A 15,186-nucleotide genomic window follows, 5' to 3' on the forward strand; every position below is an offset into this window, starting at 1 on the left:
CCAAGCTCACTGAAATTTTCCCCGTGGTCGGCACTGACAATGATGATGAGGTCGTCCAGCACACCCTGCTTTTCGAGTGCGGCGAGAATTTTTCCAACGTGTTCGTCGGCATAACGGATGCCGGTATCGTAGCCGTCAATCAGCTTGCGCATTTCCGCCATGTCGCGCACTTCGCCGGGATGACGCGGAAATTCCGGGTTGGTTGAATTATCATACATCGCAATATCCTGAATGGTATGCGGCCCCGGAAGTTTACGGTCGTGTTCAATCTGCTCCGGCGTGCACCATGCCGGCAGCGGATCATTTTCGAACGGATTGCCGAACTCCGCCGGCGCGCGGAACGGCGTGTGCGGATCCCAGTAGTTGATGTGCAGATACCAGTTGTCTTCTTTGCCGCGCCGCTTAATCCAGTCGAGCGCTGCCGGTGAAACATCTTCAGCGGATTCCATACCCCCTTTGCCGGTGTCGTGCGTTTCTCTAAAACCGGCGAGAAATTCCCACGAGGAATGACGTTCGGCAAAACCGCCGATATATACCGTATGCAGACCGCATTTTTTAGAAAGGATCGACGGCAGCCGTGTTTGAGTGAACCGGCTGCGAAAACCGCGTTCACTTCCCTCCGGACGGAAATCAGCGCACAGTCCCCCGTGATTCACTGCGCCGGTATGTATTCCAAACCGGCCGCTCATCAGCGCGCTGCGCGACGGCAGACACGGCGCATCAGAACAGTAATAATGATCAAACAGCACACCGTCCGCTGCAATCTTATCGATATTCGGCGATGTGTTGCGATGGTAGCCGTAACAGCCGAGATGATCCGGCCGCAGTGTATCAATATCCAGATATAAGATTCTCACCGGTTCTCCTTGTTTATGATTCTCACAAAATCCGCCTTTCTGACTTTATTCCGTCTCCGGAACTGTTGAATCCCCGATGAAAAGTTTCGGCTCTTTCGGAACCATTTTCAATGGACCGTCCCATCTGCCGCCGCCGCCCGCAATCCAGTCCATACACTTTGAAAGCTGTGGTTTTACATTTGGCCATTCCAGAGAAGTAATCCGCGGAACGGTCCACTGGGCAAGTCCTTCATCGCTGACCGTTGCAACTGCAATCTCATGACCCACTCGTATTCCAATATCTGAAAATGCACGAATTGCTCCAATTGCGGTTGTCAGTGTAGTGCAAAGTAGCGCCGGCATCACCGGCTCCCCGCTGCGAATCAAATCTGCCACAACATCATAAGCGCGTCCTGCCGTCATTTCGAACGGAGCCACCGGCTCATTATATGCCCGCCCGTCGACATCGTTTTCCTGCCTCCACGTCATCCACCGGTTTATACGGGCCTGAATTGTCGCGCCTAGGGGTTGTGTATTTAAACAATCGATTCTGCAATGCCCCAAACTTAACAGATGATCCAGCAGATGATCCATCCAGTCCGTCGGAGTGCGGATCAACGAAGGAATCCCCAGTTCTGTCATATCCATCATCATCGCCACAACCGGACGATCCGTTTGCTCAAAACGTATTCGAACCCGTTCAGGCATCGGCGTCGGCAGCGGAATAAGCACAATCCCGTCAAATGAATTCAATGCATTCAGCAAAATCGGATCATCCCAATGTACATACGGAACAAGCCGGACGCGCATTCCGTATGCCTGTGCCGCATATTCCGTTTCACGGTGAATTATCGAATAATTCTGCGACGGAAAATTCGGAACTAAAAACGCAATTTGCTTGCCGATGCGCTCCGTAGATTTTGCTGAGCGGGAAATAAATAATCGACCCGTAGAACCGCGTTCCAGAACACCTTCCTGAATTAATGCCTGCACTGCCCGGCGCGCCGTCATATGACTGACTCCGGCCTCTTCAGCCAGACTGCGTTCCCCAGGAATGTCATTCAGGACATAATCGCCATGCTGAATTCGCGATTGAATTAATTCAACAACCTTGCTTTGTGCCATAACACATTACTTTCGTTAAAAAATCTGAATATGATTTTTGATTTATAACATCGCTGTTATAAAAATCAATATGTTTTTATTATATTTTTTAGCTTAAAAATTATACTGATTTTAATTTAATTCTCTCTTAAATAACGTCTGAAGGAGACGATGCAATGGCTTGCGATATTCAAATTCTTCGCGATCCGGCAAAAAATGCCGATGTCACCGCAGATCCGGTAACAGATCAATACCGGGGATTGTGGCACGATTTGCACAGTTTTTAAAAAGTCCGGCTGCTGATTCAGGCACGTCAGTATATATTTTGTAAGCTTTCACGAGCATATTGCGTCTGCGAAAATCCGCTGTGCCGCGAAGTGGGATAACGTACAAAAAGTTTCGCATAATTAAAAAGAGGTTCTCCGGCTGATAAAAAACCAGCGCTGTGAAAGCAACCACAACGGAGAACCGAATGAATAAAGAACAGAAATCGACAGAAGAACCAACGAAAAGATCATCGGAATTGACGACCGTGAAGTACGCACACATCTGTGCGAGCTGGTGAGAGGCTCGGTGGAAGAGACTCTCAACGGGCTGCTGGACGCAGAAGCGGATGCGCTGTGCGGAGCCAAACGGTATGAACGCAGTCCTAAGCGGGTGGATTCATGAGCCGGCAGTGATCAGCGCAATCTGGAAACACAGGCCGGAAAAGTGGCGCTGCACATTCCGAAATTGCGAATCCTGCCGTTTGAAACACAGATGATCGAGCAGTACCGGCAGCGGGAAAGCTCAGTGGAAAACACACGGATGGAGATGGTTCTAGCCGGGGTATCTGGAAGTAGAAACGGTGGCGCATTGCGGCGGATCAATGAGCGGGTCGTTCTGCGGGGCGGTTACCTATACGGATTTAATCTGCGAGTGGACGGTGCTGCATGCGGTGTGGGATAAGAGTGCAGCGGCGGTGGTGGAGCAGACGCAGGATGTGGAAGGTAAACTGCCGTTTGCGCTGCCGGGCTTTGACCCGGATAACGGCAGTGAGTTTATCAACCAGCACCTGGCGGATGATCTGCTGAAGCGCAAACGTCCGGGCTGTTTTACACGCAGCCGTCCGTATCGCAAAAACGACAATGCCCATGCCGAACAGAAAAACTGGACGCATGAACATCAACGATCAAAACCCCTCATCCCTTCGGTGTCTTTTTTATGTGAGGCAATACGCCTGTTATCAATCCGGGTGGGGGATCTGTCGCAAACCAGCCGTCAATGTCCCAGCTCGAACCGCAGCCGGTAGAAGCCTTGCGTTGCCGACCCCACCCGCGGCACCAGAGCCCGCACGCGAACCGCCGCGCCGCCTTCATCATCCACCTGGAAGGTCACGCCTGCCGCCGGCCGCCACTCGCCCTCCACGAGCGATGCCGTCGTCTCAATCACATACCCGAACCCCGGTGGCAATCCCCGCCGCTGCGGAAACTCCAGCACGAACCCTTCGGGCTCCGCTGCGCACCTCCATGCCGCGCCCGCCTCTGCCTGCACCGGGTTGCGCCCGAACAGATACTCCTCCATATTGCTCAGTCCATCGCCATCGGGATCGTCCAGCGCCCCGCGCTGCCCCTCCGGCACACCCGCCTGTCCCGCAATCCACGTATCGAACACCGCCGCCTTCACCTCGCGTTCCAGCACCAGCCGCGGACGCCTGCCCACCGCTGCCTCGCGCGAATAGTATGAGTACGTCGCCTCGCTGTTCGGCTGACTCGTCACCGCCAGCGCGAGGCTCAGCAGTCCGTCTCCGGCATGCTCCGCCAACGCCACCGATGTCACGTCAAGCCGCTCAAGGAGGTTGGTTGACATCAGCCACGAGATCACCACCGCACCGAGTGATGGCTGGCTGGTCCACGTTACCGCCTGCTCGTTCCATCCGTCTGCGGCAACCAGCCTCAACTCAGCATTCGCCGCTGTGACGGGCGAGGGCGGGCTGCCGGTTTGCAGTTCGAGATACGCCCGTACAAACGCCTGCGTAACCGAGGTCAGGTCGAAGCGCAGAAACGCCCGGCGGTTATAGCCCGTGCTGCTTTTCTTGATCATCAGCATAGTCGCGGTGCCGTAATTGTCGTTCGCGTAGCTGCCATCGCGTACATAGGTGTCCGCCACCGGCTCCAGCCGTTCCGTCACCAGCACGTAGGTCGGGTCGGATGCCAGCGTCACCGTCACCCGCTCCGACACCTGCCGCCCGCTGCTCGTTGTCACGGTCAGCTCGATCTCATGTGTTCCGCGCGCGCTGAAGGTCACGAGCGGACTCGTCCCGTCCGCATCACCGAAAACTGCTGTGCCTGCACCAGCCGCATGCCGCCATTGGATCTCGTACGTACCTGCTGCCGCAGGCTTGCGTCCCGCAAAAACCTCCGCTGCGAGCCGCACGCTGTTGGAGGGGAAGGTGACAACGACCTCAGCCGGAAAGACGATCTCCGGCAGGGCCAGGCGGCGGACAAGCTGATCCTCGTACAGCGAAAACGGCTCCAGAGTATTACCCTGCCCCACGCCCTCGACATGGTCCGGCGGATTGCACTTCGCTCCGCCGGCTGTGGGCCTCTCCACACCGCTGCGGTTGCCGCGCGTACCGATGGCATAACCGTAGCGGCTCTGCTCCGTGCGTACCACATACGAGACGCCGCTGCCGGTGCCCTCTATGTTCCAGAACACGCTGTGTGCAGAGGTGAGGTTGTGCTTCGGCTCGCTTCCGGATGCCCGGTAGCGCGCCTCCCACCAGCTTGAGTCCCCGGTGCTGGTGTCGATCAGGTTGGAGTGGCTGAAATGCATATGGTGGTCTGACCCGCTGCCGTTGGCCTTCTGCGAGCCCGTGTCGCCTGTCTGCAACCCCGTGTCGCTGTCAACGCAGTGGTGGAAGACGTTGCCGGACGATCCCATGTGCGAGAGCACGAAGCCGTGCCGGGTGAAGGTGGAACGGCATTGCGTCACGAGAGCGTCGCAGGAGTTCTGCAGCCGGTACATGTAGCCGTTGCCGCCCCCGCCGCCATACTGCGATCGCTGCATGTGGACTTCGCTCACGGTGACGCGGCTGCAGTCGTTGAGCAGGATGCCGTTGCTGAGCAGGTGGCAGGTGAAGGTGTTGCCCGCAGCCTGAAACGTCTCAATGCGCCGGATCCATGCATCGCGGACGCGCGTCGCCCGGATAAGGTAGGAGCCGTGGGTGTCGTAGGCGGCTTTAGTGTCGTCATCATAGTCCGCGTCCGCCCAGCCTTTCCCCGGGTGCTGCACGTTGCCGATGGAGAAATCCTCCAGCCCCACCTCAGCCACCGGGCTTGTGCTCAGCCGCACCACCCGGGCGTTGTCGCGAGTTTTCAGGGCATAGCGCGTCGGCGCGTCCACGGTCAGCGTGCCCGCAGCACTGTCCACCGCCACCACGCGCCGGAAATAAGCCGGGCCGCGCAACGAGCTGCCATAGCCCAGCCAGCCCGTCTCACCGTGCTCGGTAATCCATGCGTCCGTGCAGTCCGCCCGCACGACGACCCATTGGCCGACCGCGAAGCCGGCGGTGCTGCTCACCGGCAGAACCTGCGCCGGGCCGAGCAGGTCGCTGCGAAGCGCTGCACTGCCTGCGCCACCCGTGTAAAGGCTCGCCGCGGAAGGCCCTTCCACCTGGATTACAGCCTTGCCGCGCATGTTGGTGGAGGTGTTGAGCAGAAAGGTCTGCCCCACGCCTGCACCGCGCAACACCACACCCGAGGCATTTATCCGCAGCGCATAATTGTTGTTATCCTGCGGGCTGATCCGGTACAACCCAGCCGGCAGATAGACCACACCACCGCCCGCGCTCTGTGCAGCATTGATCGCCTTTTGAATGGCCGTTGTTGCGTCTGCCGTACCCGCGGCATCTGCGCCATACGGCGGCAGGGTCACGTCGTACACCGGTCCGACCACGTCCGGTACCGGCTCATCGCCCATGCGGTAGCCCGCGTAAGAAAAATCCTGAATCAGCTTATCCGTCTCAAAATTCACTGTCCCGTCGGTGGGCGGCAGCCAACTGTCGGGATATAACGTGCTGCGCCAGGCAAGGCTCTCGCCTGCCATGAGAGAAACGGTCAGGGAAAAGACCGCGAAGACTCGTCTTTGTCGCTTCATCACTCGACATCCACCTTGTACAAACATTTCAGTTCCAGAACTTGATATGGCATACCGTGCGAAAACTACGTTAAGGCGTACATTACAACGGCACGTTGTATGCGGTAGCAGAGGGGTAAAAGTCAACCCCTTTTTCACCTTTCTGGGAGCACCTGGAAGCATAATGCATTGCATAAAGCAGACAAATAAGCGGATTATGAGTTCGTTCCTGCCTGCTGCCGCAGGTGTCTAGTCCCGCAGGATCAAACTTAAAGCGATCTGGATCAGAAGTCCAGATGTTGCAGATATATTCGTATGGCGTGAGACCGCTTAATATTTTGAGCCGTTTGGCAAAGTGATAGGCCATCAAAAAGGTCTGTACATGTTCTTTCAGCTGATCATGGGTTCCATAGTGATAACGTTTCACTGTTGCCTCTTTCAACGTCCGGTTCATCCGCTCAACCTGTCCGTTGGTCCAGGGATGTTTGGGTGTCGTACGGGCGAACCCGTGTACTATCTGTCCCATAATTCATCCCTTCGGAGCTGCTTATACATCACTCCACTACACTGTGGGACTAAACATCTAAAGAACGTCTTTTCGACCGTCTCCCAATAACAAAATTCGAAGACCGTGTGTACGAATTCAACGACGAGGCCATTCGCGAAATGTATGACGAAGCTGAGGCCGATGTTCTTGAAAAAATCAAAGCCTATGATGCAGAACATCCACAGGTTTGATATGCGGATTCCGGGATGGGATCAGAGAGTATTTAAGTGCGGTATACGCAGATCAAGGTGAATGAATCACCGGCATGCCTGCTCGTTATGTCCACTTTAAATCGCCAGCAGACCGGTGAGCTGCAAAATCAGTAAAAGCGTGCAGGCGATGCAAAGTCCGATCGACCAGTACGGGCGCTTGCTGCCGTCGGCGGCACGCCGGATAAGTTTGACGTACAGTGCAGTGCCTGAAAGCGCAAGGGTAAAAATCAGCATGGAGAGAAAAGCGAGCTGATTCCAGCCGGCGTGCGGTACGCTGGCGCCGGCGCGGCCAACAAGCGGCAGGAGCAGGCAGGTGAAGAAAAAGGCAAGTCCGGCACAAACGGCAAGCGTATCGCCAACAACCGGTTTGTGTAAAAATTCTTTGTGCTTCTGTTTCATTAGAGCACGTTATACGCCGCTTTGCCGGAAATTTAAACGATTTTTTCGAATTGATGTGGCGCGAACATTCCTGTCTGCGCTTCAGGCGGACAGGAACATCTGCCTCACAATTTGCACAGGTTTGTGAAAATCGGTGTCGATCGATGGTTAAAAGTTTCCTTCCCGCAAACAGGCGTGATACCGTTTGCAGTAAAATTTCCGGTGATTTTATGAGTAATAAATGGATTATTGTTTCCGGCGCGCGCGAACACAATTTGAAAAATGTAGATGTTAAGATTCCGCGTAATAAACTGACTGTGATTACGGGATTGAGCGGTTCCGGCAAATCGTCGCTGGCGTTCGACACACTCTATGCGGAAGGTCAGCGCAAATATGTTGAAAGCCTGTCGGCCTATGCACGCCAGTTTCTGGAACAGATGCAGAAACCGGATGTGGAAATGATCGAAGGCCTGTCGCCGGCGATTTCCATTGAACAGCGCACGGCCGGCTCAAACCCGCGCTCGATTGTCGCGACGACAACAGAAATTCATGACTACCTGCGTCTGCTGTTCGCGAGCATCGGCAAAGTGCACTGTCCGAAATGCAAAAAACCGATTCAGCGACAGAGCGCCGAAGATATTACGAATCAGCTTTTACAGCTGCCGGAAAAAACGCGGGCGGTGCTGCTGGCGCCGGTGGTGCGCGGGCGTAAAGGACGCCATGAAGAGATTTTTGCGGCACTGCGCCGGCAGGGTTTTGTGCGCGTCCGCGTGAACGGCACACTGTATGAAATTGATGAGCCGCCGGCGCTGGATAAAAATAAAAAACACATGATTGAAACGGTGGTCGACCGTCTGGTGATTGATCCGGCGGATCGCAGCCGCATCAATGATTCGGTTGAAACTGCGCTCGCCACCGGCGAAGGAGTGATGATCGCCATGATGCAGACCGGCGATGACAAATGGGATGACCGGCTCTATTCCGAAAAAAATGCGTGCCTGGACTGCGATCTGAGTTTTGAAACATTCACCGCTAAACATTTTTCATTCAATGCGCCGTACGGCGCGTGCCCGGTGTGTCACGGACTCGGCAACATGCTCACGTTCGATGAAGAACTGATTGTACCGGACGAAACACTGCCGCTCGAAGAAGCGATTCATCCGTGGCGGCGCGGCGGCCGGCGTTCTATCATCTATCATAAAAAACTGCTCACCGCTGTGGCGAATGCATACGATGTTCCGCTCAGCACGCCGTACAACAGCCTGCCGCCGGCCTTTAAAAAAATTCTGCTCTACGGCACCGGCGATGAACCAATCACCTATTTTCTGCGGCGCCATAAAATTCAAAAACCGTTCGAGGGCGTCATTCCAAACCTGCAGCGGCGCTACACTGAAGCCGACAGTGAATGGACGCAGGAACGTCTGCGCGCATATATGGGAACACAGCGCTGCACCGCATGTCACGGTGCGCGGTTGCGCCCGGAAGTGCTCGCGTGTACCGTCGGCGGAAAAAATATTTATGACATCTGCCTCTTCTCCATCGAACAGGCACAGCAGTTTTTCACCGCGCTGAAACTGACGCAAGAGGAAACGCAAATTGTGCGTGACGTGCTGAAAGAGATTCAGGCGCGGCTCGGTTTTATGCTGGATGTCGGACTTGATTATCTTACGCTCGACCGCGAAAGCGGCACGCTCTCCGGCGGTGAAGCGCAGCGTATCCGGCTGGCTACGCAAATCGGCTCGCGGCTCACCGGTGTGCTCTATGTGCTCGACGAACCGAGCATCGGCCTGCATCAGCGCGACAACGACCGCCTGCTCGCCACGCTCAAGGAGCTGCGCGACCTCGGCAACACTGTCGTTGTGGTTGAACACGACGAACAGACAATTCTCGCAGCGGACTATGTCATCGATCTCGGTCCCGGCGCCGGCGTTCACGGCGGTGAAATCACCTTCGCCGGCACGCCGAAAGAGCTGCTGAGAGCCAAAACACCGTTGACCGCCAAATATCTGCGGCATGAACTCGAAGTTGAAATTCCGGTAGAACGCCATAAACCGGCGCAACTGTTTCTCGAAATTAAAGGCGCAGCGGAGAATAATCTGAAAAATGTGAACGCGAAAATTCCGCTCGGTCTTTTTACCTGTGTCACCGGCGTTTCGGGGTCCGGTAAAAGTACGCTGATTGACGATGTTCTGCGGCGCGCGCTGTTCAGAAAATTTTTCGGCTCGAAAGAACGCCCCGGCAAACACAAGCAACTGCTCGGTGTTGAACATATTGATAAAGTGATTGTCATCGATCAGTCGCCGATCGGCCGCACACCGCGCAGTAATCCGGCGACGTACACCGGTGCATTTTCAATGATCCGTGCGCTGTTTGCTGCGACACCGGCATCAAAAATCCGCGGCTACAGTCCCGGCCGGTTCAGTTTTAATGTCAAAGGCGGACGCTGTGAACACTGTCAGGGCGACGGCATGCTGAAGATTGAAATGCACTTTCTGCCGGACGTTTATGTCACCTGCCCGCAATGCGGCGGCCAGCGCTATAACCGTGAAACGCTTGAGGTACATTACGGCGGGAAAAATATTGCCGGCGTGCTGGATATGACCATCAATCAGGCGTGTGAATTTTTTGCCGCCATTCCCGGCGTTGAACGGAAATTGAGAACGCTGCGCGAAGTCGGACTCGGCTATTTGCGGCTCGGACAGTCCGCCACCACCCTTTCCGGCGGCGAAGCCCAGCGCATTAAACTCTCCGCCGAACTCAGTAAAAAAGCCACCGGACGGACACTTTACATTCTCGATGAGCCGACCACCGGCCTGCACTTCGCCGATGTGCACAAACTTATTCAGGTGCTCGAAAGTCTGCGTGACGGCGGCAACACGGTGCTTATTATCGAACATAATCTCGACGTCATTAAACGCGCCGACTGGATTATTGACCTCGGTCCCGAAGGCGGTGAACGCGGCGGAAAAATCATTGCCGCCGGTCCGCCGGAAAAAATCGCCGCCACACCGGCATCCTACACCGGAAAATATTTGAAAACGATTTTGCCAAAGATCTGAAAGTTAAATGTCGGAAAAGACATGAAAGGGATAAACAGGATCGACAGGATTTTCCGGGGCGGATTCCTATCTTGCAAATCCTGTCTAAATACTTTGTCTGCTTTCCGATCAATAAAATCAAATTTTCGGTGTTTTTGTTCCGGTGCTGGAATATCTTAAAAGCGTGAAAGAAAAATCATCCAGCGGCTTTTTTAAGGAGGTTTACCGGCTCGTTGCCAAAGTTCCGCGCGGACGTGTAGCGACCTACGGACAGATTGCTGCTCTGGCTGGACGTCCCACGGCTGCTCGTTATGTTGGTTTCGCGTTGAGCAGCTCGCCGGACGGACTTGAGCTGCCTTATCACCGCATCGTCAATCGCACCGGTAGACTCGCGCCCGATCCGGTTTTCGGCGATCAGTCCATCCAGCGAAAACTTCTGCGCCGGGAAGGAATTACCTTTCTGCCCGATGGACGGATTAATATGAAAAAACATCTGTGGAAATAATGCGGAACAGACATTCCTGCCTGCCCTTTTTACATGAGAATGAGCAGACATTCTTGTCTGCTCCGCGCGGTGCGACAAATATCAACCCGAAAACACTCTAGTTATATTGAAGCGGAGGTTTGTCGGCGGTTGAAATAATAAAATTTACGCCGGCACACAACGATTTGAGTTTTTTGGCCAATACAGGCAGATAGCCGCGCTCGGTTTCGGTATGTCCGCAGAGAATAATTCCGGCACCGGACTGTGTAACAGCCAGTGCATCGTGATGTTTCATTTCACCGGTAAGAAAAACATCAGCGGGAATGGCACAGATTGCATCCATTCCGGCGCCGGCACACAGTGCCACAGTACGGATTTTTTTATTCCCCGGTGCGGCGGTCTGCACCGTTTTAAGTTTTAGTTTCTGCTTTACGGTTTCAACCAGCATTGCAAAGGGCACCGGTGTTTTGAATTTGAGTACACGCGCAAGATTTACTGCTTCGATTTTGACATCATTAAACACGCCGGTCAGCCGGCCGGCCAGCCAGTCATTCACACCGCCGGCAACGGCGTCGAGCGCAGTGTGCGGTGAATAAACACCAATGCCGGCACGAATGATTTTCATTGCGGTGCGAGCCTGGGGATTAGACTGCTCAAGCCGGTTGAATCCACCGAAGAAAAGCGGATGATACGTAATAATAAAATCCGCTTTACGCTGAATCGCTTCAGCGGCGACGGCTTCTGTCAGATCAACCGTCAAGAGTACGGTTGAAATTTGTTTTGCCGGCACCGGTTCAATCAGCAATCCGGTATTGTCCCACTCCTCTGCCAGTTCCGGCGATGTGATCGTTTCGATGACGTGAATCAGTTCTTTGGTTTTCATAAGATGCAGTGCAGAATTTATTCTGACGAAAATTTAAAAATGGTTTGCGAGACATAGGGCCGTCCGGGGCGCAGAATAGAATCGGGAAACTGCGGCTGATTCGGTGAATCAGGATAGTGCTGTGTTTCCAGGCAAAAACCGGCGCGTTTGACAAACGGCCTGCCGCCCTTGCCTTTCAGCGTTCCGCCAAGAAAATTTCCGGTATAAAAAACCATTCCGGGTTCCGTCGTGAACACATCCAGCACACGTCCGCTTTTCGGATCGATTGCGCGCGCCGCAAAACTTAATTCACCGGCACCGGTTTTATTAAGACAGTACGTGTGATCGTAGCCGCCGGCAGAACGCAACTGCTCATCATCGGCATCAATCCGTTCGCCGATGACGCGCGGTGCACGAAAATCAAACGGCGTGCCTTCCACCGCGCGTTCTTCGCCGTACGGAATTGTTTGTTCATCAACCGGCAGAAATTTATCGGCGTTGATTGTTAACACCTGACGCATTGCGCTGCCGGAATCGTGACCGGCAAGATTGAAGTATGAATGGTTTGTAACAACAAACGGCGTCGCTCTGGTTGATTCAGCAGTATAGTCGATTTTTAATTCGCCGGAATCCGTCAGTGTATATATCACCGAGGCTTTTACTTCACCGGGGAATCCTTCTTCACCGTCCGGACTGAGGTACGTTAACTTCAGCGCATTTTCTGCTGTAAGAATTTCGGTGTTCCAAATGCGTTTATCAAATCCGCGCATACCGCCGTGCAATGTGTTTCCATGACTGTTTTGCGGCAGGTGGAATTTTACTCCGTCCAGTACAAACCCGCCGCCGGCAATCCGGCCGGCAACACGACCGGTGATTGAGCCGAAATGCGGAGATTCTTCCGTATACTCTTCAGCAGTATCATGACCTAACACCACATCGATAAATTTTCCGCGCCGGTCCGGCACTTTCAACGATTGAATAATGCCGCCGTAATTCAGAATGCGAATCTCCATTCCACTGCTGTTCGTCAGTACAAAAAGCTCAACATTTTCGCAGAAAATATTTTTCCCGAACGCCTCCTGGATTACCGCCATAACTTCCTCCGCTGAATTCAGGACAGAACATAAACAAAAAGAACAGCATAGCCGAATCAATTAATCGACTGTTTGAAATTCTGAGAATGATTTTTATCTGACTTCCCCGCCGGTAAATCCGGAATTTAAGATGGAACCTGAGAACTGGCTGAGACGCTGGGATTTATACCTGTTGTTCCGCCTAATCCGAACCGGAAAAATCCATGGGAGTACGATCAAATGCTTTACAAAAGACGGAATGAGGTTGAGCGACTGATCCGGCGGGTGAAATCCTGTCGCCGCGTATTCACCCGTTATGACAAACTGGATATTATGTTTTCGGGATTCATCGCATTCGCGTTCATTGCGGAACTCTTGCGCTTGTGTTAACACGACCTAGTCGAAGGTGTTTTTTTGACCCTAACAGGAGTAACATTTTTTCTGCTGTTGACATCCTTAACCAGCTGCATTGTTCGCTCTGTTGAGTCCCGGTCGCTTTACTCTCGAATCCTGGTGTTCCTGAAAATTTATCCCAAACACTGTTTCGGCGGGAATCCCCAGTGCCGTTTAAATGTTTTTGAAAAGTGAAATGCATCATAGAAACCAAGACGCTCGGCGGTGGTTTGCACATTGGAGCCATTTTCGAGCATGCTGCGGGCTTCTTCCATGCGCCGGTTTATAATATACTGCTGTGGGGTCTGTCCGAATTCAGTTTTAAAATGGTGTGCGATAAATGACGGCGATTTTCCGATGAGTTCGGCCAGCTGATCAATCATAATTTTTTCTGTCAGACGGGTTTCAATATACGTTTCGATCTCCTCAACCCACGGTTTGGTTTGGTAACGAATCAGTTCGCTGTCGATGATGGATTTGCTGACACATTTTAGAACGTGGCCGATATCCAGTGCTTTTTCGACGGCGAAAACCGGCAGTTTACGGTAGAGCTGTTTGAATGCCGGCGGCCAGCCGGTGTATGATTTTCTCTGTAAATCGCGGAGCTGCCCAAACACGATGGCGCCGAGATAAATATTACGACGGTCATAGAGCGGTATGATGCCTTCAATCAGTCCGCAGTGGCAGTGATAAATGTGCACATCGCGCAGCCGTTTGGCTTCTTTCAGATGTTCCCGGTCACATTCAATACAGCGTTGTGCGCGTTTTTTATTCCGCCGGAACGCGGTGCAGAACGGGGACATCGGCTTGACGTGAAAATATTCCAGCTCATGTTCCCGCATATCAAAAAATGTAATCCGGATATTAAACAGCCGGTGAAGCCGGCTCATAATCTGATCCATTTCTTTGGCGGCAATGGCGTACTGAAGCATAAGGCCCCTTTAAAAATCCGAAGCACGAAAAACCCAAGCACGAAAGAAATTTTTAATATTCAATTCTCATTCGCGCACATTCGCGTTCATTAGTGGTTAAAATCTTCGTTTCATTCGTTTTTTTTAATCCGTTTTAATCCGTGCTATCCGTGGTTTTATTTTTTGCGTTCTTATCTCCGGCTCAGCGTTTCATACATGTAATAATTTTTGTAGAATTATACATGAACGAATAGGTCTGTCCATTCCGGTATTTTGCTCTTTCCGGCATAATTTCTGCAACGAGGTGAGGAGGAGTTTATGTCGTATGCATCAACGCAGCAGTTAATTGAGCGCGCCTGCCGCGCCGGAATTGCAATTCCGGCGTTTAATATTCCGTATCTGCCGATGGTCGAACCGGTCGTGAATGCATTGAAAGACCGGAACAGTTTCGGGCTGGTTGTGGTTGCCCGGCTGGAGTGGAAAAAGTTTAAATCGCGCAGTCCGGAAGCGGTTGCGGAAGAATATAACAAATTCAGACAGACAAAGCACACGCGGCTTCATCTGGATCATGTTCCGGTGATCGACGAAGATAATCTGCGTGTCGATTATATGGAAATTATGACCCGCGCGCTGGCCGCCGGATATGAGTCCGTAATGATCGACGGCTCGCGGCTTCCGCTGCCGGAAAATATTGCATGCACGAAAGAGGTTGTTGAATTAGCACACACATACGGCGTGCCGGTTGAGGCGGAGCTCGGCGCGGTGATGGGGCATGAAGCGGGACCGCTGCCGCCGTATGAAGAACTGTTTACTTCCGGAAAAGGATTTACCGACCCAGACGAGGCGCGGCAGTTTGTCAAAGAAAGCGGTGCAGACTGGTTGTCGGTGGCCATCGGCAATATTCACGGCGCGATTTCCGCCGCCGCAAAAGGAAAGCAGAAAGTTGCCGCGCGGTTGAATATCGAGCACCTTGACCGGATTTATAAAGCCGCCGGCGTTCCGCTGGTTCTGCACGGTGGAACCGGAATTCGTAAAGAATACATCATGGAATCGCTCAAACACGGCATTGCAAAAATCAATGTGGCCACCGCGATCCGCCAGCCGTATGAGCGTGAACTGGAAAAAGGAGTTTCTGCCGCACAGGACGCTGTTTATGACGCGATGCTGACGGTGATTGATGATGATTTTGAAATTCAGAATTCTGCCGACATTTTAAAACCGGAGGAGTGATT

The 15,186-nt window shown here is 53.2% G+C and carries 11 protein-coding genes and 2 pseudogenes; 5 read left to right on the forward strand and 8 right to left on the reverse strand.

All coding sequences use genetic code 11. The annotated features are described in order from the left end of the window. Both WC959_11545 and WC959_11550 read right to left on the reverse strand, forming a co-directional pair. Positions 1–857: sulfatase (locus WC959_11545; protein MFA5689759.1), on the reverse strand; the 857-nt coding region annotated here is incomplete at its 3' end. A gap of 45 nt (positions 858–902) precedes the next feature. Next, positions 903–1,961 carry a substrate-binding domain-containing protein gene (locus WC959_11550; protein MFA5689760.1) on the reverse strand — a complete coding sequence of 353 codons (1,059 nt, stop codon included), beginning with the start codon at positions 1,959–1,961 and terminating at the stop codon, positions 903–905. Between the two features lie 847 nt (positions 1,962–2,808). Here WC959_11550 and WC959_11555 point away from each other — a divergent pair. Continuing rightward, entirely contained in the window at positions 2,809–3,231 is a 423-nt protein-coding gene (locus tag WC959_11555) for a hypothetical protein (protein MFA5689761.1), read from the forward strand. On the opposite strand, the gene WC959_11560 is transcribed toward WC959_11555, so the two are convergent. The 3 genes and pseudogenes from WC959_11560 to WC959_11570 all read right to left on the reverse strand — a co-directional run bounded on the left by WC959_11560 (position 3,201) and on the right by WC959_11570 (position 7,214). Further along, complete coding sequence (locus WC959_11560; GenBank protein MFA5689762.1) at positions 3,201–6,077, reverse strand: DNRLRE domain-containing protein; 2,877 nt, start codon at positions 6,075–6,077, stop codon at positions 3,201–3,203. The genes WC959_11555 and WC959_11560 overlap by 31 nt on opposite strands. Before the next feature lie 238 nt (positions 6,078–6,315). After that, positions 6,316–6,546 (reverse strand): annotated as a pseudogene (locus tag WC959_11565) (integrase core domain-containing protein). Positions 6,547–6,890: 344 nt separating this feature from the next. Beyond that, entirely contained in the window at positions 6,891–7,214 is a 324-nt protein-coding gene (locus WC959_11570) for a hypothetical protein (protein ID MFA5689763.1), read from the reverse strand. Positions 7,215–7,423: 209 nt separating this feature from the next. Between WC959_11570 and uvrA the strand changes: the two genes are divergently transcribed. Beyond that, the gene (gene uvrA / locus WC959_11575) at positions 7,424–10,252 is read left to right on the forward strand and encodes an excinuclease ABC subunit UvrA (GenBank protein ID MFA5689764.1); all 2,829 of its coding nucleotides are present in this window, start codon (positions 7,424–7,426) and stop codon (positions 10,250–10,252) included. A gap of 163 nt (positions 10,253–10,415) precedes the next feature. Further along, positions 10,416–10,736: a methylated-DNA--[protein]-cysteine S-methyltransferase gene (locus tag WC959_11580; protein ID MFA5689765.1), complete on the forward strand. Its 321-nt coding sequence runs from the start codon at positions 10,416–10,418 to the stop codon at positions 10,734–10,736. Between the two features lie 97 nt (positions 10,737–10,833). Here WC959_11580 and WC959_11585 read toward each other — a convergent pair whose 3' ends face one another. After that, entirely contained in the window at positions 10,834–11,598 is a 765-nt protein-coding gene (locus WC959_11585; protein MFA5689766.1) for a Nif3-like dinuclear metal center hexameric protein, read from the reverse strand. A gap of 17 nt (positions 11,599–11,615) precedes the next feature. Further along, positions 11,616–12,671: an aldose epimerase family protein gene (locus WC959_11590; protein ID MFA5689767.1), complete on the reverse strand. Its 1,056-nt coding sequence runs from the start codon at positions 12,669–12,671 to the stop codon at positions 11,616–11,618. A 156-nt stretch (positions 12,672–12,827) separates the two neighbouring features. On the opposite strand from WC959_11590, the pseudogene WC959_11595 reads away from it, so the two are divergent. Continuing rightward, positions 12,828–13,040: pseudogene (locus tag WC959_11595) on the forward strand (transposase). Between the two features lie 137 nt (positions 13,041–13,177). On the opposite strand, the gene WC959_11600 reads toward WC959_11595, so the two are convergent. Beyond that, entirely contained in the window at positions 13,178–13,975 is a 798-nt protein-coding gene (locus WC959_11600; protein MFA5689768.1) for a PocR ligand-binding domain-containing protein, read from the reverse strand. A 297-nt stretch (positions 13,976–14,272) separates the two neighbouring features. On the opposite strand from WC959_11600, the gene WC959_11605 reads away from it, so the two are divergent. Beyond that, positions 14,273–15,184: a class II fructose-bisphosphate aldolase gene (locus WC959_11605; protein ID MFA5689769.1), complete on the forward strand. Its 912-nt coding sequence runs from the start codon at positions 14,273–14,275 to the stop codon at positions 15,182–15,184. Positions 15,185–15,186: the final 2 nt, after the last annotated feature.

Source organism: Kiritimatiellales bacterium (assembly GCA_041656295.1).
Classification (GTDB): Bacteria; Verrucomicrobiota; Kiritimatiellia; order Kiritimatiellales; family Tichowtungiaceae; genus Tichowtungia.

What these genes read in the sequence shown, in the direction of transcription:
- WC959_11550 (MFA5689760.1), bottom strand. Translation starts at nt 1,961, where the DNA reads ATGGCACAAAGCAAGGTTGTTGAATTAATTCAATCGCGAATTCAGCAT.
- WC959_11555 (MFA5689761.1), top strand. Translation starts at nt 2,809, where the DNA reads ATGAGCGGGTCGTTCTGCGGGGCGGTTACCTATACGGATTTAATCTGC.
- WC959_11560 (MFA5689762.1), bottom strand. Translation starts at nt 6,077, where the DNA reads ATGAAGCGACAAAGACGAGTCTTCGCGGTCTTTTCCCTGACCGTTTCT.
- WC959_11570 (MFA5689763.1), bottom strand. Translation starts at nt 7,214, where the DNA reads ATGAAACAGAAGCACAAAGAATTTTTACACAAACCGGTTGTTGGCGAT.
- uvrA (MFA5689764.1), top strand. Translation starts at nt 7,424, where the DNA reads ATGAGTAATAAATGGATTATTGTTTCCGGCGCGCGCGAACACAATTTG.
- WC959_11585 (MFA5689766.1), bottom strand. Translation starts at nt 11,598, where the DNA reads ATGAAAACCAAAGAACTGATTCACGTCATCGAAACGATCACATCGCCG.
- WC959_11590 (MFA5689767.1), bottom strand. Translation starts at nt 12,671, where the DNA reads ATGGCGGTAATCCAGGAGGCGTTCGGGAAAAATATTTTCTGCGAAAAT.
- WC959_11600 (MFA5689768.1), bottom strand. Translation starts at nt 13,975, where the DNA reads ATGCTTCAGTACGCCATTGCCGCCAAAGAAATGGATCAGATTATGAGC.
- WC959_11605 (MFA5689769.1), top strand. Translation starts at nt 14,273, where the DNA reads ATGTCGTATGCATCAACGCAGCAGTTAATTGAGCGCGCCTGCCGCGCC.